Genomic DNA, 25,004 nt, shown 5'->3' on the forward strand with positions numbered 1-25,004 from the left:
CCCACGTCGCCTCCGTGAGAGCACGAAGGCAATAACCATAAGAAACCAACGAAAGTACATGGCACAAGAAAACAACACCAACGATTCCAACACCTCATCCTCAACCCGCGGCACCCGCCGCCGCGGCTCCGCCAAAACCGCCACCACCAAGGCCACGGCGAAATCCACCGCGAACACCGGCGCGAAGTCTGGTGCAAAGGCGAAGAACACGACCGCGAACAAGTCCGGCCAGCGCGGCGGCAGGGGCGGCAGCCGTCCCCGCCACCAGAACAACTCCACGCAGGCCACCGCGCCCCAGCAGAATGCGACCCTGATCGCGCCGCCGAAGTACCGCAAGGGCTCGATGCGCATCACCCCGCTCGGCGGCCTGGGTGAAATCGGCCGCAATATGAACGTGGTCGAATACAACGGCCATCTGCTGCTCATCGACTGCGGCGTGCTCTTCCCCGAAGAGGAGCAGCCGGGCGTGGACCTGATCCTGCCCGACTTCAGCTATATCAAGGATCGCCTCGACCAGGTCGACGCGCTCGTGCTCACCCACGGCCATGAGGACCATATCGGCGGCGTGCCCTACCTGCTCAAGCTGCGTCCGGACATCCCGCTGATCGGCTCCAAGCTCACGCTTGCCTTCGTGGACGCCAAGTGCAAGGAGCACCGCATCAACCCCACCAAGGTGGAGGTCTCCGGCCGCGACAAGCTCAAGGTGGGCCCGTTCAACCTCGAGTTCGTGAACGTGACGCATTCGATTCCGGACGCGCTCGCCGTCTACGTGAAAACCCCGGCCGGCAGCCTGATCGACACCGGCGACATCAAGCTGGACCAGCTGCCGCTCGACCACCGCGTGACCGATCTGGTGGAGTTCGGCAAGCTCGGCGAGCAGGGCGTGGATCTGCTCATGATGGATTCCACCAACGCCGAGGTGCCCGGCTTCGTCAAGCCCGAGACCACGATCGGCCCCGCGCTCGACCAGGCCTTCGCGCAGGCGACCCGCAAGATCATCGTCGCGAGCTTCTCCTCGCATGTGCACCGCGTGCAGCAGGTGGTGGACGCCGCCCACAAGTACGGCCGCAAGGTCGTGTTCGTCGGCCGTTCCATGGTGCGCAACATGTCCATCGCCGCCGACCTGGGATTCCTGCACATCCCCGAAGGCACGGTGGTCGACCTCAAGAAGGCCAACGACATCGAGGACAAGAACCTGGTGTACATGTGCACTGGTTCCCAGGGCGAGCCGATGGCCGCGCTGGGCCGCATCGCCGACGGGAACCACCGCGACATCTCGATCAACGAGTTCGACACGGTGATCCTGGCCAGCTCCCTGATCCCCGGCAACGAGCACGGCGTGTACAAGATCATCAACAAGCTCGTGCAGATGGGCGCGCGCGTGGTCAACCGCGACAATGCGGCCGTGCACGTCTCCGGCCACTGTAACGAGGGCGAGCTGCTGTACATGTACAACATCGTCAAGCCCAAGTGCGCGATGCCGATCCACGGCGAGAACCGCCACTTGGTGGCCAACGGCCTGATCGCCGTGAAAACCGGCGTGGATCCGCAGAACGTGGTGCTCGCCGAGGACGGCGACGTGGTGGACCTCTACCATGGCAAGGCCGCGGTCGTCGGCTCCGTGCCGTGCGGCTACGTGTATGTGGACGGCGACTCGGTGGGCGAGCTGACCGAGGAGGAGCTGGAGAAGCGCCGCATCCTCGGCACCGAAGGCTTCGTCTCCGCGTTCGTGGTGGTCGACACCGAGGCGCGCGAGGTGGTCTCCGGTCCGAAGATCTACCTGAACGCCGTGGCCGAGGACGAAAGCGAATTCAACAAGGTGCGCCATCAGATCGTCGAACAGCTCAACGACGCGATGATGAGCGGCACGAAGGACACCTACAAGCTGCAGCAGCTGATGCGCCGCACGCTGGGCGGTTGGATCTCCCGCCAGCTCAAGCGCAAGCCGATGATCGTGCCCGTGGTGGCCGACCTCGCCGCCGACGTGGACGAGTTTGCCGGCCAGGAGCGATAATTGGCTCCGCGCTGATAAAGGGTATACAGTTGTTCCTATCGGAATAGCAAAGCGGCGTAACCGAAAGGTTGCGCCGTTTTCATATGGCGTGGCGGGGCCGCGCCAGCTTGTGGCAAAGGAGTAGCATGCCCGGTTCTAACCTGACCCGAGTCGAGGCTGAGGAACGCAAAGGCGTCGTCGAGGCGCCGATCACCTATCATGTCGATTTGGATCTGACGCGTGGGGAGCGCACCTTCGGTTCGGTCTCCCATATCACATTCGATGCCGTGGCCGGCGCGAACACCTTTCTGGATCTCATCGCCGACGAGGTGACCGCGGTCACGCTCAACGGCACGGCACTGGACCCGGCCGAGGTGTTCGTCGACGACCGCATCGCGCTGAATGATCTGAAGGAAAGCAACGATGTGGTGGTGGAGGCGCTGTGCCGCTACTCCAACACCGGCGAGGGCCTGCATCGTTCGGTGGATCCCACCGACGGCAACGTCTATCTGTATTCCCAGTTCGAGGTGCCGGACGCTCGCCGCGTCTACGCCGTGTTCGACCAGCCCGATCTGAAGGCCGTGTTCGACTTCTCCGTGCTGGCGCCCAAGAGCTGGATCGTCACCTCGAATATGCCGGTGACCTCGGTGGAGGAGACCGACGCCGAAACCGCCGACGGCACCCTCGGCGACAAGCCGAACGAGACGACCAAGCGTTGGACGTTCGAGACCACCCCGGTGATGAGCTCCTATCTGACCGCCGTCTGCGCCGGTCCGTACGCCGAATGGCATACCGAATACCATAACGAGGACGGCCGCGTGGTGCCGATGGCCCAGTACTGCCGCCAATCCTTGGCCGCCGCGTTCGAGAAGGACGTCGACTACCTGTTCGACATCACCAAGAAGGGCTTCGCCTTCTATGCCAAGACGTGGGGCGTGCCCTATCCGTACGCCAAGTACGACCAGATCTATGTGCCCGAATACAACGCGGGCGCCATGGAGAACATCGGCATGGTCACCATCCGCGACCAGTACGTGTTCGACTCGAAGGTCACCGACGCGCTCGCCGAACGCCGTGTGGTGACCGTGCTGCACGAGCTGGCCCATATGTGGTTCGGCGACTATGTGACCATGAAGTGGTGGAACGACCTGTGGCTTAACGAATCCTTCGCCGAGTTCACCTCCACCCTCGCCACCGCCGAGGCCACCGAATGGCATGACGCCTGGGCCACGTTCTGCTCCGGCGAGAAGAGCTGGGCGCTGCGTCAGGACCAGCTGCCCACCACGCACCCGATCGTCGCGCCGATCAACGACCTCAACGACACCTACGTGAACTTCGACGGCATCACCTATGCCAAGGGCGCGTCCGTTCTGAAGCAGCTGGTGTTCTATGTGGGCCGTGAGCGCTTCTTCGAGGGCATCCACAACTATCTCGACAAGCATGCCTACGCCAACGCCACCCTCGCCGACCTGCTGGGCGAGCTGGAGGCCACCTCCGGCCGCGACCTGAAGGCGTGGAGCGCGAAGTGGCTGGAGGAGTCCGGCATCAACACCATCACCCCGCAGGTTGAGGCCGACGAGAACGGCGTGTTGCGTTCGCTCACCCTGCGCCAGACCGCTCCGGCCGAGCATGCCGTGCTGCGTCCGCACCGTCTGGCCCTCGGCTTCTATGACGAGGATCCCGCCAGCGGCAAGATCGTGCGCGTCGAGCGTCTGGAACTGGATGTGGACGGCGAGACGACCGCGGTGGCCGAGGCCGCCGGCAAGACCCGTCCCGCGCTGATTCTGGTCAACGACGAGGACCTGACCTACACGAAGGTCCGTTTCGATGAGGAGTCCCTCGCCTTCGCCGAGGCCAACCTGCACCGCTTCGACGACGCGCTCGCCCGTGCCGTCATCTGGCTCGCCTTCTGGGATATGACCCGCGACGGCGAGTTCCCCGCCGCGCGTTTCGTTGACATGACGCTGCGTCTGCTCGCCACTGAAACCGAGTCCACCACCTTCCGTTATGCGCTCAGCTGCATGAGCACCGCCGCGCACCATTACGTGCCCGTCGACGCCCGTGACGAGATGCTGCGCCATGTGGCGGCCGAGCTGTGGACGCTGGCCAATGCGGCCGACGCCGGCTCCGACAACCAGTTCCAGCTGGCCACCGCCTATCTGGGCTATGGCGAGGAGGGCGACGACACGTTCGCCGCGAACGCGCGCGGTCTGCTCGACGGCACGGTTCTCCTGCCCGGGCTTGAGATCGACAACAATTTCCGTTGGACGATCATCACCGCGCTCACCTCGGTCAATGAGATGGACGAGGCTGATGTGCAGGCCGAACTGGTCAAGAAGGAGACCACGGAGAACCGTGAGTTCGCGCTGGGTGCCCGCGCCTCCCACGCCACGGCCGATGCGAAGAGCTGGGCCTGGAACGAGGCGCTGCACAACAGCGAACTGACGAATATGCAGCTGGAGGCCGTGGCCCATGGATTCTCCGGCACGCCGCGTGCCGATCTGGCCGAACCGTATGCGAAGCGGTACTTCGACACGGTCGACTGGGTGTGGGCGAACAAAACCTACCATATGGCCGAAGCGCTGCTGACCGGCCTGTACCCGTCCTACGCCGATCCGGCGGACTTGACGGAACTGGGCGACGCGTGGCTCGAATCGCACCAGGATGCGGACAACGCGCTCAAGCGACTGATCATCGAGAACGTGGATTCGTCGCGCCGCACGCTGAAGGTCCGCCAGTACAACGAATCCCTCTGACCGAACCGGCGCGTCCCGTGCCGATAGCGAGAATGGTAAGCCATGAGCATCAACGATGAAGACAACGAGCGGATCGATTTCGCGTCGGTGTTCCCATCCAAGGGGGACGCGCGCCGGCCTCCGGAATGGTTCGGGCGCGCCCTGCTGTACACGGCCATAGCCGTGTTCCTGGCGTATTTCGTCTGGAGGTCGTGGAGCAAAATCGACTACATCGTGCTCGATGTGGTCATCTCCATCTTCATCGCGTTGGCGGTGGAGCCGATGGTCGTCGCCTTGGTGCGGCACGGGTGGAAGCGGGGCGTCGCCTCGGCCTCCGCCCTGCTGCTGCTGTGCGTGGCGATCGTCGGCCTGCTGGCCCTGTTCGGCAACATGTTCGTGCAGCAGGTCGTCGGCATGGTGCGGGGGATGCCCGCGCTCTACCAGCAGATCGCCGATCTGGTGGCCCAATACACCACGTTCAGGCTGCCGGAGATCGACAGTCTGGGCACGGAGATCATCAAGAACCTGCAGACCTCGTGGGTCACCGACTTCGCCGGTCAGGCGCTCAACACCACGATGGGCGTCTTCAGCGTGCTGATCGACCTGCTTACCGTGCTGATGGTGACCTTCTACGTTTCGGCGGCCGGCCCCAAAATGCGCCGTTCGCTGTGCCAGTGGATGGGGCCCTCCCAGCAGCGCCGTTTTCTGCTGGTGTGGACGATCGTGCAGGAGCAGATCTCCGGATTCCTGTTCTCTCGTTCGATTCTCGCGCTGATCAACGCCACCTGCACCGGCATCTTCCTTGAGGTCATCCACGTGCCCTACTGGCTGCCGTTGGCGATTTTCTGCGGACTGGTCTCCCAGTTCATCCCCGTGGTCGGCACCTACGTCGGCGGCGCGCTGCCGGTGCTGTTCGCATGGAGCAACAACGGTGTGCCGGCCGCGCTCGCCGTGCTGGTGTTCATCGTCGTCTATCAGCAGATCGAGAATATGATCCTCTCGCCGAAGATCTCGCAGCGCACGATGGACCTCAACGAGGCCGTGGCCTTCCTTGCCGTGCTGCTGTTCGGCTCTTTGTTCGGCGCGCTCGGCGCGTTCCTGGCGCTGCCGATCACCGCCAGCCTGCAGGCCGTGTTCCGCGCCTACACCAAACGGTACGAGCTGGTCGACTCGCCGTTGATGAACGACCCCGAACCGGTGAAGAAATCCAAGGTGGTGGAGGCCAGCGAGGCGATTGCCGACCATGTGATCAAGCCGGTCGCCGAGCATATGCCGCGTGCGGCCAAAAGCACGGCCGGCCGCGTGCCGATCAACGACGAGCTGCGCCGTCTGCAGGAGCAGATCTACAATATTCCCTCGTCCGAACGTCAGGACGACGACGAGGAATCCGCCACGGTGGCGATTCCGAAGAACGTGCTGTCCGGACAGGCCCGACGTCCGCTCGCAGGTGCCGATGGGACCGTCGATGAGGGCGATGTCTTGGACGACGGCCGCGAGGAGGAGGACGGCGGCCCGTCTCCCGCCGGCGACAATCCTCGTGCGGGGTGGCGCTGATGTTGTTGCTGAACGTGTTGGATGTCCTGCTGGTCATTCTCGGAGCGGCCGGCATCCTGTACCAGGCCGCCTGCATCATCATGTCGCTGCTGGCCAAGCCGGCGCGCTTCCCCGACGCGCCCGAGGACAAGCATTTCGCCGTGCTGATCTCCGCGCGCAATGAGCAGAACGTGGTCGGCAATCTCATCGGCTCGATCCGTGAGCAGACCTATCCCGGCGAGCTTATCGACATCTGGCTGGTGGCCGACAACTGCACCGACGAGACCGCCCAGGTGGGACGCGATCTGGGATGCCATGTGATCGAACGGCACAACACCGAACAGATCGGCAAGGGCTACGCGCTCAGCTATCTGCTCAACCATATGATCGACTCCGGCGCGGCCGAACGGTACGACGCGTATTTCGTCTTCGACGCGGACAACAAACTCGACCGCCACTATGTCGCGGAGATGAACAAGGCCTACCAGTCGGGATTCCGCATTCTGACCAGCTATCGCAATTCGGTGAACCTCGCCGACAACTGGGTGTCTTCGGGCTCGGCGCTGTGGTTCATCCGCGAATCGCGGTTCCTCAACAGCTCGCGTATGATCTTCGGCTCCAGTTGCCATGTGGGCGGCACCGGATTCATGTTCTCTCGCGAGGTGATGCAGCGCAACAAGGGCTGGAAATTCCATCTGCTCACCGAAGATCTCGAATTCACGATGGATTCGATTCTGCACGGCGACCGCATCGGCTATTGCGGCACCGCCATTCTGTACGACGAGCAGCCGGTCACCTTCGCGCAGAGCTGGCGCCAGCGCCTGCGGTGGAGCAAGGGATTCCTGCAGGTGTTCCGCTATTACGGCGAGGCGCTGATCAAACGCGCCGTGCGCGAACGCGACTTCTCCTGCATCGATTTCACGTTGCTGCTGTGCCCGTTCACCGTGCTTGGTGTGATACGCGTGGTGATGGGATGCCTGTTCGCCGCGTTCGGTTTCGTGACCTGGCCCAGCCAATTGCAGTCGCTGAGCGGATGGTCGAGCGGCATCATCACCAGCATTCTCGGCATGATGGCGTTGGCGGCCCTGACGATCATCGTGGAGCGCGACCAGATCGGCGCCACCAACAAGGAGCTGTTCGCCTACGTGCTCAGCTTCCCGATCTACATGCTCAGCTATGTGCCGATCTCCTTCCAAGCCATCTTCGCCAAAGCCCAATGGAAACCCATACAACATAAAGGCGCGGCCTCGTAATCGCTGCGCGATTACACAAAGGCCGCGGAGGCGGCGCAGTGAAGGGAAAACCCTGTGGGTTTTCCCGAACGTAGCTCCTTAAGATGTCACCCTCGTAATCGCTGCGCGATTACACAAAGGCCGCGGAGACGGTGGAATGGAAAAGGCCCCAGTGGGGCCTTTTCCATGTAACTCCGTACAACCTACCCGTAATGAATGGCTCAGCCTGAGTGAGGCGGCAGCCGAGCGAAGCTCCTTGGAACGTCACCTTCGTAATCGCCGCGCGGCTGTGCACGGGTGTTGACAACAGCACGGCAGCCCTTCACGCGTGGGGTAGTGTGGGAGGCATGACATTCGACACTTTTGCCAATTCTGTTGGTTATGCTCCGATTCCTCCCGATCCTGACGCCGCCGTGTCGATCCGCGGCCTGTTCAAGCGCTTCGACGACAAGGTCGCCGTCAATGGCTTGGCACTTGACATTCCCGTCGGTTCCTTCTATGGCTTGGTCGGTCCCAACGGCGCGGGCAAAACCACCACGCTGAACATGCTCACCGGCCTGCTCGTGCCGGATGCGGGCACGGCGATGATCCTCGGCAACGACGTGTGGAGCGATGTCAACCGCGTCAAGCGCGAGATTGGCGTGATGCCTCAGGCCGGCCAGATCTTCGACCGGCTCACAGGCCTGCAGCTGCTCGTCTATTCGGGCATGCTGCGTGGCATGCGTCGCGAGGAGGTGCTGCGCCGCGCCAACGATCTGCTGAATGCCTTCGATTTGGCGCAGTCGGCGAACACGATGGTGGTCGACTATTCCTCCGGTATGACCAAGAAGATCTGTCTTGCGGCCGCGATGATCCACAGTCCGCGCATTCTTGTGCTCGACGAGCCGTTCGAATCGGTCGATCCGGTTTCCAGCGCGAATCTGCGCGACATTCTGGTCGAATATGCGGCCACCGGCGGCACGGTGATCATCTCCTCGCATGTGATGGCGCTGGTCGAGAAGATGTGCACGCATGTGGCCGTTATCAACCGCGGTCAGGTGTGCGCGGCCGGTACCGTCGACCAGGTGGCGGCGGGTGGCGACCTGGAGGAGCGTTTCCTCGAGCTTGTCGGCGGACGTCATGGCGCGGCCAAACTCGACTGGCTCGACGGCGGCGCGGACGATGCGCCCATACCGGCTCCCATACCGGCTCCCGTACCGGGTTCCGCCCAGAGTCCGATCCAGTCCATGGCTCCGGTTCAGTCCATGGCTCCGGTCCAGAATCCGATTGGATCGCCCGCGCCGGCCGATCATACTAGTGCGTCGGATGGCAACGGAGGCGTGCGATGACCATCGCGTTGAATATCGTCCGCCTGCGTTGGGCGCTGACCTTCGCCGCCATGCGCAAATCCGTATGGCAGACCGTCGGATACGTCGTCTGCCTGGCGATGGGCGCCATGTGCGTCATCGGCGTGGCGGTGGGCGCGTTCGTCCTCGGTTTCGGTCCTGATCTGATGGGATCGTCGGCGGGCGAGGCTGCCACCGTCGCCCGCGATTACGCGTCGGTGACCCGTTGCGTGGTCGTTATCGTCGCGGCCTGCCTGCTGCTGTTCGTCGCGGCGATACAACTCATGCTGATCGGCGAGGGATCCTCACTGAGCCCTAAAAAATTCGAATTATATGGCATCGAGGACCGCACGCTGCAGTTCGGTCTGCTGCTCGCCGGACTCGCCGGAGCCCCTGCCATCGGCGGCACGCTCGCCTTCGCGCTGTGGGCCATGGCCTACCGTTGGATGGGGCCGGTGCCCGTGCTGGTGGCGGTCGTCGCCGCGCCGCTGGCCGTCGTCACGATGATCAGCATCTCGCGCATGATCATCTCGCTGGCCACCTCGATGGTCACTTCCACGCGTGGTCGGACCATGTTCTATATCGTCACGACGGTGGTGTTCATTCTGCTATGCCAGATGCCGAGCATCGTGCTCAACACCAGTGTGGACAACGAAGGCTTCGACACGGCCGCCCTAATGGCCGGCGGCACGATGCTCGCCGACATTCTGGCTTGGACGCCGCTCGCGGCCGCCTTCCAACTGCCCTTCGACGCCTTTGCCGGCGCGTGGCTGCCATTGTGCGGCCGTCTCGCCGTGCTTGCGCTCACCTGGGTGGTGTGTTTCATGGTCTGCACTTGGTGCCTGCGCCGCGAACGTCTGGTCGCCGGGCGCGATGCCGCGACGGCCACGATCAAAGGCATCGGCGCGTTCTCGTGGATGCCCGACTCGCCCTCCGGCGCGATCTCCGCCCGACTGCTTATTTCGATGCGCCGCGATCCGCGCCTGTCGGTGATGTTCCTCATGCCGCTGCTGTTCGTGGTGATTTTCGGCATTCAGTCGCACGGTCTTTCCGTGATGATCTGGCAGTCGCTCACCTGGATGGGCCTGTTCATGATGATGATCGAAGGCAACGGCCTGGCCTATGACGGCGGCGGGTTCACCATGCAGGTGCTCGCCGGCGTGCGCGGACGCGACGACCGCTTCGGCCGCGTGCGTGTCTACGCGACGTTCTCGCTGGTCTACATGCTGATCCTCTCCTTGGGTATCTTCGCGTTCACGGGGGATTGGCGCACCGGCGATGGGCTGGCGCTCGGCCTGGTGTGCACCAGCATCGGCATCGGCGTCGTGTTCGCGGGTCTCGGTCTGGCCGAAGTGCTGTCCTGCGTGCTCATGTACCCGGTGCCCTCGATCGAGAAACCGTTCTCGTCCCCGCAGGGGCGCATGGCCGCACAGGGATTCTTTCCTTTCGCGCATCTGTTCGGCTCCATCATCCTTATGCTGCCGACCGGCATCGTGGCGCTGGTGCTTGGTCTGGCCGTGGGCGATGCCATGGTCATGTTGGCGGGCGTCGCCGTGGCCGCGTTGGTCAACGGCGTCGTGGCGTTGCTTGTGGGTTCATGGCTTGGCGGTAAGCTGATGGATGCGCGAATGGTCAAGATCGTCCAGACGCTCGAATCGTTCGCCAGCCTGCAGAAGTGACGCGCTTCGGTGGGCGCAAAGCCCATCGGTTGGAAGACAAGGAGTGCGGCAGTTGGCTTTCGAGACGGCGGATCAGCGGCCCGATCGGCCTGGGACCCAGACCGTGCGCGACATGCGGCGGCGTCGGTGGACCGTTCTGCTGTCGTCGGCGCTCACCGTGGCGTTATGCGTGGGATACGCCGTGGCCGACGTGTTCGATGTGGCCCCCGGACTGCTGACGCTGCAGCCCGTCTCCGTGCGCGACTATGCCGATCCGTCCGTCGTGCGCGTCGGTGATGGGGTGGTGGGCGACCTCGACACGACGAGAACCGTCGACCAGCAGGCCGCCGCCGATCTCATCGAAACGCTGGTCTCCACCGACGGCATTGGAGAAGATCTTTCGGTGATCATCGCCGACGCCCAAGGCAACGTCGTGGCGCAATACGAGGCGGACACCCCGCGCGAGCCGGCCTCCACCATGAAGACGCTGACCGCGCTCGCCGCCTCCACCACTTTGGATATGGCCTCGACCTTCGACACCGAAACCTATCTCATCCAACACGACGACGGCACCGCCACACTGGTGCTCACCGGCAACGGCGACATGCTGCTCGGCGAAGGCGAAAGCGATTCCGAGCACGTCAACGGGCGCGCCGGATTGGGCACGCTGGCGGCATCGACGGCCTCCGCGCTGGCGCAGCGCGGCATCACCGCCGTCACGTTGGTCTACGACGACACCCTATTCGGCGATCTGCGCTCGCCCGAGGGCATCGAGGAGAACAACGGCGACCATCTCTACTACACGCCCGTCTCATCCATGGCGGTGGATGGCGGACGCCAATGGTCGAGCGCCCTGTCCAAACCCTCCGATCCCGACGATTCCTCGTCGTATCCGCCGCTGTCGCAGACCACCGCGGCCGATGCGGCCGATGTGTTCGCCGCCCGTCTGGGCGAATATGGCATCACCGTGAACGGGTCGCCCAGTGCGGGAACGACTCCGGACGATCTTTCTCCGATCGCCAGCGTCTCGTCGGCCACGCTGGGGGAGGTGCTCGCCTTCATGCTGCGCAATTCGGACAACACGCTCGCCGAGGAATTCGGCAGACTGACCGCTCTCGCGCGCGGCTCCCATAACTCGCCGGCCGGCGCGACGGCCACGGTCGCGGAGGTCCTCCGCGAATTGGGCATCGACACCACCGGTCTGGCGATGGCGGACTGCTCGGGACTGACCCCCGGCTCCCAAGTGACCGTGCGCACGTTGGCCGCCGTGCAGACGCGCAACCTGACGGTCGGCAACGGTGCCTCCGCCGCCGAAGGCCTGTCCATCGCCGGTCTGGTCGGCACCGCGCGCGCCCGATACACCGACGAGGCGGCTGCCGGACTGCTGCGGGTGAAAACCGGAAGTCTCGGCACGGTCACCTCGATGGCCGGCAACGTCTCGCGGACCGGCGGCGGCGCGCTCTCCTTCGCCGTGGTCGTCAACGATCCCACGGATTACGCGGCCGCGCGTTCAGCGATCGACGTGTTCGTAACCGCTTTGGCCGGGTTGTGAGCCATGGTGTATTCCGCACGTCTGCGACACGCCATCGGCCTGCTGCGTTCATCGCTGGAACAGGCCGGACTGGGCCTGCAATCGCCCCGCTTCGCCGAACATGGCGAACACGAGCCGGATCCGGACGCGCCCATCGTGCTGGTCGCCTGCTCCGGAGGCCGGGATTCGACGGCTCTGGCCGCGGTGGCGCTGCGGGTGTGCGCCTCGCTGGGACTGCGTTGCGGCGCCGTGGTCGTCGACCATGGCCTGCAGGCGGATTCGGCGCGGGTGGCGCGTGAGACGGCCGACCGTTGCCGTGCGCTGGGATTGTCGCCGGTATCCGTGCGTACGGTCGAGGTGACGCCCGACGGCGAAGGCATGGAGTCCGCCGCCCGCAAGGCGCGGTATGCCGCATTGATCGACGAGGCGCGTTCATGCGCCCCCCGCAGTGTGGTCGCGCTGGCCCATACGCGCGACGACCAAGCCGAAACCGTGCTGATGGGGTTGCTGCGCTCCGGCGGTGTGGACGCGCTCGCCGGCATGCCCCCGCGTTTCGACCGCGGCGGCGTCACCTTCCTGCGGCCGTGGCTGGCCATGTCCCGCGCGGATACCACCGGCATCTGCGAGGATCTGGATCTGGAGTACTGGGACGATCCGACCAACGGCGATGACGCGGTCAGACGCGGGCACGGCGACGGGGAAGCGGGCGGCGAGCGGACGGTGCTTTCGCGAAGCGACGCCGAACTGCCCCGCGATTATCCGTTGCGCTCACGCGTACGCCATGATCTCATCCCCTATATCGAACGATTCTCCGATGCCGACATCGTGGGGCATCTGGCCGAAGGGGCGAATCAGGCGCGCCTAGACAGGGACTGTCTGGACGATCTGGCCGACCGGTTGGCTCAGCGGTGCGTGATCTGGCACGCCGTCGAAGGCGAGGCGGTGCGTTTCGACGCGCGTGCGCTCGCCGAAGCGCATCCGGCGATCCGCAGGCGTGTGGTCGCGCACGCGCTGTCCCGCGCCGGCATCGCCTGCTCCATGAAGCAGGTCGAGGCCATCGACGCGCTGGTCGGCGACTGGCATGGCCAGGGGGGTGTGGCGCTTCCCAGAGGATATTCAGCGAACCGCAAGAAACACGTCATTCGTGTGTGCCAAGATGGAGCGCATGCGAATCGCTGATGTGGAGGAGTGCATTGACCATGAGCTGGTCAGTGCGGAACAGATTGATACCATAATCCGTCAGGCCGCGGCGCGCGTAAGCGACGACTACCGAGACAAGGATCCGTTGCTGGTGGCGGTGCTGAAGGGGGCCGTGAACACGCTGGCCGCCTTCTCGCAAGCCATGAGCATCCCCGCCCAGATGGACTTCATGAGCCTGTCGAGCTATGGCGCGGGAGTCACGTCGAGCGGCACCGTCACCGTGCGGCAGGACCTGTCCGTCGATGTTCGCGGCCGGCACATTCTGATCGTCGAGGATATTGTGGATTCAGGACGCACGCTCGCCTGGCTGGTCGAGGAGCTCAAATCGCGCGGTGCCGCCTCGGTCGAGGTGTTCGCGCTGCTGAGCAAGCCCTCGCGCCGCGAAGTGGACGTGAACGTGAAATACAGCGGCTACGAGATTCCGGACGAATTCGTGGTCGGATTCGGTCTCGATTATGACGAGCGATTCCGCAACCTCGACTCGATCGCGGTGCTCAAGCCGTCCGTATACCAAGGAGAACAAGCATGACCTTCCCTCAAGGACCCGGCCAATCCGGCAACGGGAATTCGCCCAACGGCGGCAACAACCGCAATAACGGCAACCCGTTCACCAACCCGTTCAACCGCGCAAACAACGACGGCAACGGCAACAAGCGGGGCAACTCCAACGAACCCAAGCCTTTCTGGCAGTCGCCATGGCTGTGGGGCGTGGTGCTGGTGATGCTCAGTGTGCTCATGTTCCAGATGTTCGCCGGCTCCAGCACCCGCACCATCGACACCAAGGACGGCTTCGAGCTGATCCAAAGCGGCCAGGCCACCTACGCCGAGATCACCGACAACCGGCAGCAGGTGCGGTTGGAGCTGAGCAGCGACTTCACCAAAACCGACCCCGACACCGGTCGTGAGGTGAACTACGGCAAGGACGTGCAGTTCTACTACACCTTCGCGCAGGGCTCCCAACTGGCGCAGATGGTCGAGGAGGCCAACCTGTCGAAGGGTTGGACCTCGAATATCGCGCAGACCAGCGTGGTCAGCTACCTGCTGTCCTCACTGCTGCCCTTCCTCATCATCTTCGGCCTGTTCTGGTTCCTGATGAGCCGTATGGGCGGCGCCTCCGGCATGTTCGGCATGGGGGGCAAGAAGAACGCGGGCAAGCTGCTCGAAGGCCAGACCCCGACCACCAAGTTCGCCGACGTGGCCGGCGAGGACGAGGCCGTGGCCGAGGTCGAGGAGATCAAGGACTTTTTGAAGGATCCGTCCAAGTACAAGGCGCTGGGCGCGCGCATCCCGCGCGGCGTGCTGTTGTACGGCCCTCCCGGCACCGGCAAGACGCTGCTCGCGCGCGCCATCGCAGGTGAGGCCGGCGTGCCCTTCTATTCGATGGCCGGCTCCGACTTCGTCGAGATGTTCGTCGGTTTGGGTGCCTCCCGTGTGCGTGACCTGTTCGAAGAGGCGAAGAAGAACGCCCCGGCCATCATCTTCATCGATGAGATCGACGCCGTCGGCCGCAAGCGTGGCTCCGGCATGGGCGGTGGCCACGACGAACGCGAGCAGACGCTCAACCAGCTGCTCGTCGAGATGGACGGCTTCAACAACGACACCAACCTCATCATCATCGCTGCCACGAACCGCCCCGATGTGCTCGATCCGGCCCTGCTGCGTCCGGGACGCTTCGACCGCCAGGTGGGCGTCGCCGCCCCCGATCTGGAAGGCCGCGAGGCGATTCTGAAGGTGCACGCCAAGGGCAAGCCCTTCGTGCCGGACGTCGACCTGCACACCATCGCCGTGCGTACGCCGGGCTTCACCGGCGCCGATTTGGCCAACGTGCTCAACGAGGCCGCGCTGCTGTGCGCCCGCGCCGGCGCACAGCTCATCGACAACCGCGCCATCGACGAGGCCATCGACCGTGTGCAGGCCGGTCCGAAGAAGCAGTCGAAGGGCATGGCCCTCGAGGAGCTGCGCAACACCGCCTACCATGAGGGTGGCCACGCGCTTGTCGCGGCCGCGCTCAACGACACCGATCCGGTGACCAAGGTGACGATTCTGCCGCGAGGCCGCGCGCTCGGCTACACGGCCGTGATGCCCACCGCCGACCGCTACTCGCAGTCGCGCAACCAGCTGCTCGACCAGATGGCCTATGCGATGGGTGGCCGCACCGCCGAGGAGATCGTCTTCCACGATCCGACCACCGGCGCTTCGAACGATATCGAGAAGGCGACGAAGATCGCCCGCACCATGGTCGTCGAATACGGCTTCTCCGCCAAGCTCGGCGCGATCAAGTGGGCGGACGACGACGATCAGACCACGGTGATGGACGGACTCGCCCCGCGCAAGTATTCCGACCGCACCGCCGAGGTCATCGACGACGAGGTGCTGAAGCTGGTGGAGACCGCGCACACCGAGGCGTGGACCATCATCAACGACAACCGCGACGTGCTCGACGAACTCGTGCGGCAGCTGCTCGTCAAGGAGACTCTGAACGAGAAGGAACTGGCCGCGATTTTCGCGAACATCAAGAAGGCACCGAAGCGCGAGGTGTGGCTCTCCGACGAGCGCCGACCCGATTCGGACAAACCTCCGGTCGAGATTCCCGAGTCGCTCAAGCGCTCGGTGGGTATGAAGCCGGGCGAGTGATCGCAGACGACAACCAGGGGGCGTGCCGTGCGGCAGGCCCCCTGCCATATGGGGAGAAGATCGTGACGAATACCGAACATCAGGAACTCGACGCCGAGGTGACGCTGCGTCTGACCCCGCGGCAGGCGCAGCGTCTCGCCTCGGGTGCGCATGTGGACGTTATCGTGCGTGACGCCGACGGCGGGTTCGTGGCCTTCGCGCATGACGTCGATGTGCGGGTCGACGGCATCGACGGTTTTGACGGCGGCGACCGTATCGACCGTATCGACCGTATCGACGGCGGCGACGTGTCCCCGCAGACGCGTGGCTTCGACACCCGTGCCGCCACCCCCACCGAAAGCGGTGAGAACGGTCTGCCGAACGACGGAGCGGCCGTCGTCTCCCGCAGAGCCGTCATCTCCCTGGACAGCGTCTCCCCACGGGCCGAAGCGATATTCCGCGCGGCGATCGTCGCGATCGACGGCATCCCCGGCAATCAGGTGGAGGGTATCTCGCCGCTCTACCATGTCAGCGGCGTCACCGGACCGGACGCGATGGCCGCCGTCATCCAAATCACCACCCGGATGAGCGCGCGCGAACTCATCAGCGTGCTCGGCGCGGTGGAGGCGTCCCATGAGGGCGCGGTGGACCTGGATCTGGTGGATATGGAAGGCGTGCGTTCCGACGAGCCGGACTGCCGCGTGCCGTGGCCCTCGGCCCGCGAACATGCGGGTGTGCTGGCCCCTTGGCTCGATATGGATCCCAACGCCGAATTGGGAGGCGACCCGGTCTCCTTCCTGCTGGCGATGGCCCCCGACTCGGGATTCGTTGGCATGCTCAGCGACAATTGGATTCTCGGAGCGCAAGGATTGATCGACTGAACGCATGCCGGACGGTCGGTTCCAGCCGGCCCGCCCCATCCTTGGAGACGGGAGCCGGCGTTGGAATGAAGGAGAACATATGAACGCACGACGTACCCCATGGTGGTATTACCTGATCGCCATCGTGCTCGGCCTGATGGGCGGCGCCGGCATCGCCGTCTACGACGAGCGTTCCGGCGCGTCGTTGCTCGGCGCGCCCTGGTTCGTTTCCGTGCTGCTGGCCGTGTTGGGGATCATCGTGCTCGTGCTGGCCCTGCAGGTGCACAAATACGCCACCACCGATCCCCGTAAGCGGCCGAACACGTTTGTGAATCCCACGCTGGCCGTATACACGCTGGTGCTGGCCAAAGCCTTGGGACTCGCAGGCGCGGCGCTCGCCGGATGGTATGGCGGCCAGGCGCTGCTGTCCATCGCGCATATGGAGGCGGACTATTACACGCAGGTCGTGCTCGAATGCGCGTTCGCCGTGGTGGTCTGTCTGGCCGATATGGTGATCGGCATCGTGGGGGAGTGGCTGTGCCAGTTGCCTCCCACCGAAGGCGCGGAGCATCCCAAAATGAAGAAGGCGGCCAGAGACCGCCGGATGGCCGGTGCCGTCTCCAAATCCGCCGACTGACGGCGTATTACTGCTGCGGAACGCGGATCATGGCCTCCTGGGCCATCGCCGCCACCAGCTCGCCATCGCGCGAATAGACCTTCGCCGTGCCCAGGCCGCGGCCGTGCGCGGCGGTCGGCGTGTCCTGCACGTACAGATGCCACTGGTTGATGTCGATATCGCGGTACCACCACATCGAATGGTCGATCGAGGCGTAGGAGATGCCCGGCGTGGAGATGCTCAATCCGGCGCGGCGCAGCACCGGCTCCATCATCACCTGGTCGCATTCCATCGCGAGGATCGCGCGATGCATCACCTGCGGCGCGTCCGCCGTGCCGTCCACCTTCATCCACACCATCTGCTTGCCGGAATCACGCTTCGCGGACTCATTGTCGGCACCCAGCATGATCGTGGGCGTCACGTGACGGATGTCGAACGGTGACTTTTGCGCGTAATAGTTCGCGAACGGGGAATGCTCGGCGTACGGGGCCATGAGCTCCTTGGCGCTGGTCAGGGTTTCGGGTGCCGGAACGTCGGCGGGCATGGGATCGGCGAATTCCACGCCGGACTGTCCGCTCTCCTGGAAGCTGGCGATCGCGGTGAGGATCGGCCCCTCGGCCTGCGTCACGTTCACCCGCCTCGCGGAGAACGAGCGGCCGTCGCGCAGCGTTTCGACGTCGAACAGCAGATCCTGGCGGATGTCGCCGGCCGCGATGAAGTAGCCGTGGATCGAATGCGGCAGGCGGCTCGGAGAGACGGTTTTCGCCGCGGCCATCATCGCCTGCGCGATCACCTGGCCGCCGTAGACGCGGCCGGTGGGGAAGTAGAGGCTTTCGCCGTTGACGTACGTGTGGTTGCGGTAATCGGAGGGCCTTCCCAACCGCAGCACGTTCACCAGATGGTCCAGAGGTGTGGTCGTGGCGGTATCGGTCATAATCTCCTCGATTCTTGGAGCGCGCTGGGAGCGCCGGTGGTGTTCAATCCTGCTGAGCAGTTTAGCGTCCGTAAGTAACCGTATTCGTCAGGGAATGTAACGAATCATCATAATCCGTCATTCGAGGGTGCTCCACTCTGCCGTGCATGCTTGCCCCGACGCGCATGTTTCCTAGCTTCGCCGTGCTCCCGTCATGCGTACGCGTCGTGCCGGAAGCGCCGGTCCGTCGAATCCTGCGGTGTGTGAGGGTGGGGCTGTGACGGGTGACGGATATGCAAAGGCCGTCGGAACGATGGTTCCGGCGGCCTGTTTTGCGTTCTTCGGCTCTCGGCTTACGGCTTCGGATCGAAAGCCGGTCGACACAACGGTCAGACGCGGGTCAGCTTGCGGTGCAGACGGTGCGGGCGCGACGCTTCCTCGCCCAGACGCTCCACCTTGTTCTCCTGATAGGACTGGAAGTTGCCCTCGAACCAGTACCAGCGGGCCGGATTCTCGTCATCGCCCTCCCACGCGAGGATATGCGTGGCGACGCGGTCGAGGAACCAACGGTCGTGGGAGACGACCACGGCGCAGCCGGGGAACTGGATCAGCGCGTTCTCAAGGCTTTCCAGCGTCTCGACGTCCAGATCGTTGGTGGGTTCGTCGAGCAGCAGCAGATTGCCGCCCTGCTTGAGGGTCAGCGCCAGATTCAGACGGTTGCGCTCGCCGCCGGAGAGCACGCCCGTGAGCTTCTGCTGGTCGGAGCCCTTGAATCCGAAGCTCGCCACATAGGCGCGGGTCGGCACCTCGACGCCGGCGACCTCGATGAAGTCGAGACCGTCGGAGACGGCCTCCCACAGGTTCTTGTTCGGGTCGAGGCCGGCGCGGTTCTGGTCCACGTAGCTGATTTTCACGGTTTCGCCGACCTTCAGTTCGCCGCCGGAGAGCGGCTCCAGGCCGACGATCGTCTTGAACAGCGTGGACTTGCCCACGCCGTTGGGGCCGATCACGCCGACGATGCCGTTGCGCGGCAGCGTGAAGCTCAGATCGTCGATGAGCACGCGGTCGCCGAAGGCCTTGTGGATATGGTTGGCCTCGAGCACCATGGAGCCCAGACGGGGGCCGGCCGGAATCTGGATCTCGGAGAAGTCGAGCTTCTTGTTGTTGCGCGCCTCCTGCTCCATCTGGTCGTAACGCTCCAGACGGGCCTTGTTCTTGGCCTGGCGGGCCTTGGGGGAGGAGCGCACCCAGTCGAGCTCGTCCTTCAGACGCTTGGCGAGCTTGGCGTCCTTGGCGCCTTGGATCTCCATACGCTTCGCCTTGGTCTCCAGATAGGTGGTGTAGTTGCCCTTGTAGGGGTAGAGGTGGCCGCGGTCGACCTCGCAGATCCACTCGGCCACATTGTCCATGAAGTAGCGGTCGTGGGTGACGGCGATGACGGCACCCTTGTACTGGTGCAGGAACTGCTCCAGCCACAGGATCGACTCGGCGTCCAGATGGTTGGTGGGCTCGTCGAGCAGCAGCAGGTCGGGAGCCTCGAGCAGCAGCTTGCACAGGGCCACACGGCGGCGCTCGCCACCGGAGCACACGTTCACCGGAGTGTCCGGGTCGGGGCACTGCAGCGCGTCCATCGCCTGCTCGAGCTGTGAGTCGAGATCCCAGCCGTCCGCGGCGTCGATGTCGTTCTGCAGCTTGCCCATCTCGTCCATTAGCGCGTCGAAGTCGGCGTCGGGATTCGCCATCTCCTCGCCGATTTCGTTGAAGCGCGCCACCTTCTGGGCGATCTCGCCGAAGGCCATCTTGATGTTCTCGCCCACGGTTTTGGTGTCGTCCAGCGGCGGCTCCTGCTGCAGGATGCCGACCGTGAAGCCGGGGGTGAGGGATGCCTCGCCGTTGCTCACGGTTTCGATGCCGGCCATGATTTTGAGCAGTGTGGACTTGCCCATGCCGTTGGGGCCCACCACGCCGATCTTCGCGCCCGGCAGGAAGCTCAGGGTCACGTCGTCGAGGATCACGCGGTCGCCGAAGGCCTTGCGCGCCTTGATCATCTGATATACGAATTCAGCCAACGTTGTTCCGTTCTCTTGGAATGGGTTTCGGTCATAAAACATCACCTATTATTCCCTGAGGGGTCTACGTGGGCGTGCGCGCTTCGTCGGGCGGCGAAGTGCGACACACCGATGTCGAGCGGTGCTGAAAGAGTGAAGTGTCTGTTACGAAGCCGCAGGTGAAAAGAAGATACAAGTAATCGGCTTCGAAGTCTGAAAGGCTATTGTGCCGAATTACCATTCCCATTCCAAGTCAGTTTCGCATGCCGGTTCACGCTCCGGCTCACGGTACGGATCGCGCTCCAAGGGAGCGGATTCCCGTTCGTATTCCAAGGATTTCTCCCGTGACCGTTCGCGTTCGCCGAAGGCGCGCGAGGATTATTCCGCTGACTTCTCCAACAACGCCGCGACCATTTCCGGAGATCTGAACGCCGTCGACGCCCCCGCGAAAACCTTCGCCGAGTTGGGCGTTCCCCAGCCGCTGGTGCGCGTGCTTGCCACCGACGGTAAAACCACCGCGTTTCCCATCCAGGCCGACACTCTGGCCGATTCGCTGTCGGGCCGCGATCTGCTCGGCCGTGGCCGCACCGGTTCCGGCAAAACGCTCGCCTTCGCGATTCCGCTGGTCGCCCGTCTGAACGACGAGACCAGCGTGACCGAACTGGCCATGCAGGAATTCGAACAGCTGCGCAATATCAAAGACAACGACGCGCGTCGCAAGGCGATGCTGCCCCACCCCCGCGGCCTGGTGCTGGCCCCCACCCGCGAACTGGTCAACCAGATCGACGAGGTGATCCGCCCGCTCGCCGACGCCTACGGCATGAGCACCGCCACCATCTACGGCGGCGTCAAATACAGCCGTCAGATCGCCGAGCTGCGCGACGGTGCCGACATCATCGTCGCCTGCCCAGGCCGACTCGAGGATCTGCTGCGCCAGAACGCGCTTTCGCTCGAATCCGTGGAGATCACCGTGCTTGACGAGGCCGATGAGATGGCCGACATGGGCTTCCTGCCCGCGGTCACCCGCCTGCTCGAACAGGTGGACGCCGACGGCCAGCGCATGCTGTTCTCCGCCACGCTCGATCACGGCGTCGACAAGGTGGTCAAGCGCTTCCTCACCGACGCACGCGTGCATGCGGTCGACGATGCCGACGCGCAGGTCGACACCATGACCCATCACGTGTTCGCCGTCTCCCAGGGCAACAAGCATGAGGTGATCCGCGAGCTCGCCTCCGGCAAGGGCAAGCGCATCCTGTTCACCCGCACCAAATTCCAGGCCAAGAACATGGCCAAGAAGCTCGTCGACCAGGGCATTCCCGCGGTCGACCTGCAGGGCAATCTCAACCAGAACCAGCGCGACCGCAATCTGGCCGCGTTCTCCAGCGGCGAGGTGCGCGTGCTGGTCGCCACCGACGTGGCCGCTCGCGGCATCGACGTGAGCGATGTGGAGATGGTGGTGCAGACCGAGCCGCCGGAGGATCCCAAGTCCTTCCTGCATCGTTCCGGCCGCACCGCTCGCGCCGGCGAGAAGGGCGATGTGGTCACGCTGGTGCTGCCGAACCAGGAGCGCGGCACCCGTTCGATGATGCGTCGCGCCGGCATTCAGGTGCGTTGCGAGACGATCACCCCGAATTCGCCGGTGCTTGAGGAGCTCGTCGGCGAGCATGCGCCGCTGGTGCACGGCTGGACGCTGAGCGTTCCGGTGACCAATCCTTCCGCGGGCCGTTCGCGCCGACGCAAGGGGTCCGGCTCGTACGGCAAGAACGCCGGCGGACAGTACCGCAAGACGTCCGGCGCCGAACGCAAGCGTTCCGCCGAGGGTTTGAAGTCGCGCGACGACCGCGCCGCTGGCGGCAAGGTCGGCAAATATGACAACCGCAAGTCCACCGCAAGTACCGAGCAGCGCCGCGAAGGCAAGCGATCGCAGCAGTGGAGCGATTGGAACACCGACTCCCACGGCTCACGTGACTCGCGTGATTCGCGCGGCGAAAACGGGCGGGGCGGCCGTCGTTCCGCCGCCGGATTCCGCTCGTCGCGCTCCGGCAAGCGCGCCGCCGCACCCTTCCGCGCCGGTCGCTGATCGCACGCGCCCGCGCATGGGCCGATATCGCCTTGCTCCGGCATCCAGTACGATGATTTTGGATTGCGTGCGCGCTCGTGCGTGAGCCGATATCGCATCTCATGGCCGATGGCTTCCCGCCGTCGGCCTTTTGCTATAAGGCGTGGCGGTGCCGAAGCGATGCGCCGTCCTGAGGTCGTGTCGGTCTGTTGCGGCTGGGGCGTCTTTCACAGTGTGCGCAACGGTGGAAAGAGGGAAGTTATCCACCGCCATCCCCAGCTTTTCGAGGGTGGTTGCGCCGGTTGGCGGAACTGTCTTATGGTGGCGGTCCGACGGACGGTAACGAAGCCGTCCGCACGTTCGGAAGGGAACGACCATGACCATGTCCGTATGCGCCGACGCCATCGATTCGAACCGTGCGGAGGATTCGCGGGAGGCGCTGCCCGCGATGATGACCCCGCATGCCATAGCGGTATTGTTCCAACGTGCGGATCTCGCGTTGTACGGCGATGCCTGGCGTGATTTCCTGCTCTGGGCGAATATCGGCCCGACCATCGGCTCTGGCCTTGGATCGGACGGCGACGCCTCGTCGCGTATGCGGTGTGCGTTCGAGGAATGGTTCGCATTCGACTGCGAGATTGACGAGCAGGGCGAGACGCCTTTCGATCTCGCCGCCCGCTACCGCTTCGACGTGACCCGCGACATCGACAGGAGCGAGTATGCGAATATGCGTCGCGTCTCGGCCTCGAACCGCGCGTCGTGGTTCACGATATTGGACGCCGATGCCGTCCGCGGCACGCTGATGTTGGAGGATCTGGCCTCGGATCAGCTGTATGAGGTGAGGGATCGTCGGCTGGCGGGCGAACTCGACGGCGTGCGTGGCGGCGCGCTGGTCGCGCGGATCGCCATGTCCCATGGGGTGTGGCGTCTGGTGGGTGAGCCGTTGCATATATCGCGCCGAGGGGAGGCGAATCGCGCGCATGTGCGGTTCTGCCAGTTGTTGAACGTGCGACAGCCGCAGTTCGCCGATCTGGTGCGGTTCTTCCATGGCCGGGACGCGGGGCGCCATGTGAGGTATGACGCGCTGCGCGACTACGAGCGCACCCACGGCGTCGAAACCATCTGGACCAAGCTTTCCCGCGGCCTGATGTGAGTGCCTGAATCCCAATAATTCCAAGGCGACACGCAGGACACGCATCAGTAAATTAAATCATTTGACAAACTAAGTTAGCTCGTTTTATTATGTGTTTGTAAGTTTTAGCAACCGCTACTGCAAAGGAGCCCCTAAATGGGTCTGTGGGATATCGACAAGATCGAGTACGTCGGCCGCGAGCAGGGTCCGCAGGAGGGCCTCGCCTTCCATTACTATGACGCCGACAAGGTCGTCGCCGGCAAGAAGATGAAGGACTGGATGCGTTTCGGCGTCGCTTGGTGGCACACCTTCGATCAGGAGCTGGTCGATCCGTTCGGCACCGGCACCTCGCATCGTCCGTGGTACGGCAAGTACTCCAACCCGATGGACGAGGCCCTCGCCAAGGTGGACTACGCCTTCGAGTTCTTCACCAAGCTCGGCGCCGAGTTCTTCTGCTTCCATGATCGCGACATCGCCCCCGAAGGCGACACCCTGCGCGAGACCAACGCCAACCTCGACAAGGTCGTGGACAAGATCGAGGAGAATATGAAGTCCACCGGCGTCAAGCTGCTGTGGAACACCTCCTCCCTGTTCACCAACCCGCGCTTCGTCTCCGGCGCCTCCACCTCGCCGTTCGCCGACATCTACGCCTACTCCGGCGGCCAGCTGAAGCACTCCCTCGAAATCGCCAAGCGTCTGGGTGCCGAGAACTACGTGTTCTGGGGCGGCCGCGAAGGCTACGAGAACCTGTGGAACACGCAGATGCAGCGCGAGCAGGCCCACATGGCCCAGTTCTTCCACATGTGCCATGAGTACGCCAAGGAGATCGGCCTGGACGCCCAGTTCCTGATCGAGCCGAAGGCCAAGGAACCCACGATGCACCAGTACGACTTCGATGCCGCCACCGCCATCGCCTTCCTGAAGACCTACGACATCGACTTCATGAAGCTCAACCTCGAGGGCAACCACGCCAACCTGGCCGGCCACACCTACCAGCACGAGATCCGCACCGCCCGTGAGGCCGGCGTGCTCGGCTCGCTGGACGCCAACCAGGGCGACAAGCTCATCGGCTGGGATATGGACGAGTTCCCGACCGACCTGTACGAGACCACCACCGTGATGTGGGAGGTGCTCGACGAAGGCTCCATCGGCCCCAAGGGCGGCCTGAACTTCGACGCCAAGCCGCGTCGTACCTCCTTCTACGCCGAGGATCTGTTCCGCTCGCACATCGCCGGCATGGACACCTTCGCCGCCGGTCTGCTCATCGCCGACAAGATGCATCAGGACAAGTTCATCCAGAACCTGCAGGCCGAGCGTTACAGCTCCTACGATTCCGGCATCGGCAAGGACATCGACGAGGGCAAGGTCACCCTGGCCGACCTCGAGACCTACAGCCTCGACAAGCCGCAGTCCGAGCTCATCGCCGCGACCAAGTCCGATCACCTTGAGTCCATCAAGGCCACGATCAACAACTACATGCTCGAAACTCTTGCCAACGCGTGAGCCGAAAGCCCTGTGGGCTTTCGGGTAGCGTTGGGTGAGGCTGAGGCGGTAGC

General features: G+C 64.1%; 16 protein-coding genes and 1 pseudogene. 15 read left to right on the forward strand and 2 right to left on the reverse strand.

Annotated features, from left to right (window positions below; genetic code table 11):
* The first annotated feature begins 58 nt into the window (after positions 1-58).
* The 12 genes and pseudogenes from BE0216_RS10085 to BE0216_RS10140 all read left to right on the forward strand — a co-directional run bounded on the left by BE0216_RS10085 (position 59) and on the right by BE0216_RS10140 (position 17,317).
* Positions 59-2,014, forward strand: coding sequence for a ribonuclease J (locus tag BE0216_RS10085; protein WP_094636556.1), 1,956 nt, complete (start codon positions 59-61; stop codon positions 2,012-2,014).
* Between the two features lie 125 nt (positions 2,015-2,139).
* Entirely contained in the window at positions 2,140-4,749 is a 2,610-nt protein-coding gene (pepN, locus tag BE0216_RS10090; protein ID WP_094636557.1) for an aminopeptidase N, read from the forward strand.
* 42 nt (positions 4,750-4,791) lie between these two features.
* Positions 4,792-6,282, forward strand: coding sequence for an AI-2E family transporter (locus tag BE0216_RS10095; RefSeq protein WP_193042858.1), 1,491 nt, complete (start codon positions 4,792-4,794; stop codon positions 6,280-6,282).
* Complete coding sequence (locus tag BE0216_RS10100) at positions 6,282-7,514, forward strand: glycosyltransferase family 2 protein (RefSeq protein WP_094636558.1); 1,233 nt, start codon at positions 6,282-6,284, stop codon at positions 7,512-7,514. The genes BE0216_RS10095 and BE0216_RS10100 overlap by 1 nt, the downstream gene beginning before the upstream one ends.
* 326 nt (positions 7,515-7,840) lie before the next feature.
* The gene (locus BE0216_RS10105) at positions 7,841-8,821 is read left to right on the forward strand and encodes an ABC transporter ATP-binding protein (RefSeq protein ID WP_094636559.1); all 981 of its coding nucleotides are present in this window, start codon (positions 7,841-7,843) and stop codon (positions 8,819-8,821) included.
* Complete coding sequence (locus BE0216_RS10110; protein WP_094636560.1) at positions 8,818-10,497, forward strand: ABC transporter permease; 1,680 nt, start codon at positions 8,818-8,820, stop codon at positions 10,495-10,497. The genes BE0216_RS10105 and BE0216_RS10110 overlap by 4 nt, the downstream gene beginning before the upstream one ends.
* Before the next feature lie 52 nt (positions 10,498-10,549).
* Entirely contained in the window at positions 10,550-12,028 is a 1,479-nt protein-coding gene (locus tag BE0216_RS10115) for a D-alanyl-D-alanine carboxypeptidase/D-alanyl-D-alanine-endopeptidase (protein WP_404801815.1), read from the forward strand.
* Between the two features lie 3 nt (positions 12,029-12,031).
* Positions 12,032-13,186: a tRNA lysidine(34) synthetase TilS gene (tilS, locus tag BE0216_RS10120; RefSeq protein ID WP_094636561.1), complete on the forward strand. Its 1,155-nt coding sequence runs from the start codon at positions 12,032-12,034 to the stop codon at positions 13,184-13,186.
* Complete coding sequence (hpt, locus tag BE0216_RS10125; protein ID WP_094636562.1) at positions 13,173-13,736, forward strand: hypoxanthine phosphoribosyltransferase; 564 nt, start codon at positions 13,173-13,175, stop codon at positions 13,734-13,736. The genes tilS and hpt overlap by 14 nt, the downstream gene beginning before the upstream one ends.
* Entirely contained in the window at positions 13,733-15,841 is a 2,109-nt protein-coding gene (gene ftsH / locus BE0216_RS10130) for an ATP-dependent zinc metalloprotease FtsH (protein ID WP_094636563.1), read from the forward strand. The genes hpt and ftsH overlap by 4 nt, the downstream gene beginning before the upstream one ends.
* Positions 15,842-16,209: 368 nt before the next feature.
* Positions 16,210-16,701 (forward strand): annotated as a pseudogene (locus BE0216_RS12025) (2-amino-4-hydroxy-6-hydroxymethyldihydropteridine diphosphokinase); the annotation flags it as partial.
* A 79-nt stretch (positions 16,702-16,780) separates the two neighbouring features.
* Positions 16,781-17,317 carry a DUF3180 domain-containing protein gene (locus BE0216_RS10140; protein WP_094636564.1) on the forward strand — a complete coding sequence of 179 codons (537 nt, stop codon included), beginning with the start codon at positions 16,781-16,783 and terminating at the stop codon, positions 17,315-17,317.
* A gap of 7 nt (positions 17,318-17,324) precedes the next feature.
* Here BE0216_RS10140 and BE0216_RS10145 read toward each other — a convergent pair whose 3' ends face one another.
* Together BE0216_RS10145 and ettA are read right to left on the reverse strand one after the other, a co-directional pair.
* Positions 17,325-18,230 (reverse strand): acyl-CoA thioesterase, encoded by a 906-nt coding sequence (locus tag BE0216_RS10145; RefSeq protein WP_094636565.1) that lies wholly within the window; start codon positions 18,228-18,230, stop codon positions 17,325-17,327.
* Between the two features lie 368 nt (positions 18,231-18,598).
* On the reverse strand, positions 18,599-20,278 hold the full coding sequence (gene ettA / locus BE0216_RS10150; RefSeq protein ID WP_072725767.1) for an energy-dependent translational throttle protein EttA: 1,680 nt from the start codon (positions 20,276-20,278) through the stop codon (positions 18,599-18,601).
* 391 nt (positions 20,279-20,669) lie between these two features.
* On the opposite strand from ettA, the gene BE0216_RS10155 reads away from it, so the two are divergent.
* The 3 genes from BE0216_RS10155 (at position 20,670) to xylA (ending at position 24,951) form a co-directional block, all read left to right on the forward strand.
* Entirely contained in the window at positions 20,670-22,337 is a 1,668-nt protein-coding gene (locus tag BE0216_RS10155) for a DEAD/DEAH box helicase (protein ID WP_404801833.1), read from the forward strand.
* Between the two features lie 355 nt (positions 22,338-22,692).
* Positions 22,693-23,469 (forward strand): hypothetical protein, encoded by a 777-nt coding sequence (locus tag BE0216_RS10160; RefSeq protein WP_094636566.1) that lies wholly within the window; start codon positions 22,693-22,695, stop codon positions 23,467-23,469.
* 135 nt (positions 23,470-23,604) lie between these two features.
* Positions 23,605-24,951, forward strand: a complete 1,347-nt coding sequence (gene xylA, locus BE0216_RS10165) for a xylose isomerase (protein WP_094636567.1) — start codon at positions 23,605-23,607, stop codon at positions 24,949-24,951.
* Positions 24,952-25,004: the final 53 nt, after the last annotated feature.

The organism is Bifidobacterium eulemuris (assembly GCF_014898155.1).
In the GTDB taxonomy this organism is placed as follows: domain Bacteria; phylum Actinomycetota; class Actinomycetes; order Actinomycetales; family Bifidobacteriaceae; genus Bifidobacterium; species Bifidobacterium eulemuris.

Coding starts and splice junctions, on each gene's coding strand:
- BE0216_RS10085 (WP_094636556.1), top strand. CDS start 59: ATGGCACAAGAAAACAACACCAACGATTCCAACACCTCATCCTCAACC.
- pepN (WP_094636557.1), top strand. CDS start 2,140: ATGCCCGGTTCTAACCTGACCCGAGTCGAGGCTGAGGAACGCAAAGGC.
- BE0216_RS10095 (WP_193042858.1), top strand. CDS start 4,792: ATGAGCATCAACGATGAAGACAACGAGCGGATCGATTTCGCGTCGGTG.
- BE0216_RS10100 (WP_094636558.1), top strand. CDS start 6,282: ATGTTGTTGCTGAACGTGTTGGATGTCCTGCTGGTCATTCTCGGAGCG.
- BE0216_RS10105 (WP_094636559.1), top strand. CDS start 7,841: ATGACATTCGACACTTTTGCCAATTCTGTTGGTTATGCTCCGATTCCT.
- BE0216_RS10110 (WP_094636560.1), top strand. CDS start 8,818: ATGACCATCGCGTTGAATATCGTCCGCCTGCGTTGGGCGCTGACCTTC.
- tilS (WP_094636561.1), top strand. CDS start 12,032: ATGGTGTATTCCGCACGTCTGCGACACGCCATCGGCCTGCTGCGTTCA.
- hpt (WP_094636562.1), top strand. CDS start 13,173: ATGCGAATCGCTGATGTGGAGGAGTGCATTGACCATGAGCTGGTCAGT.
- ftsH (WP_094636563.1), top strand. CDS start 13,733: ATGACCTTCCCTCAAGGACCCGGCCAATCCGGCAACGGGAATTCGCCC.
- BE0216_RS10140 (WP_094636564.1), top strand. CDS start 16,781: ATGAACGCACGACGTACCCCATGGTGGTATTACCTGATCGCCATCGTG.
- BE0216_RS10145 (WP_094636565.1), bottom strand. CDS start 18,230: ATGACCGATACCGCCACGACCACACCTCTGGACCATCTGGTGAACGTG.
- BE0216_RS10160 (WP_094636566.1), top strand. CDS start 22,693: ATGACCATGTCCGTATGCGCCGACGCCATCGATTCGAACCGTGCGGAG.
- xylA (WP_094636567.1), top strand. CDS start 23,605: ATGGGTCTGTGGGATATCGACAAGATCGAGTACGTCGGCCGCGAGCAG.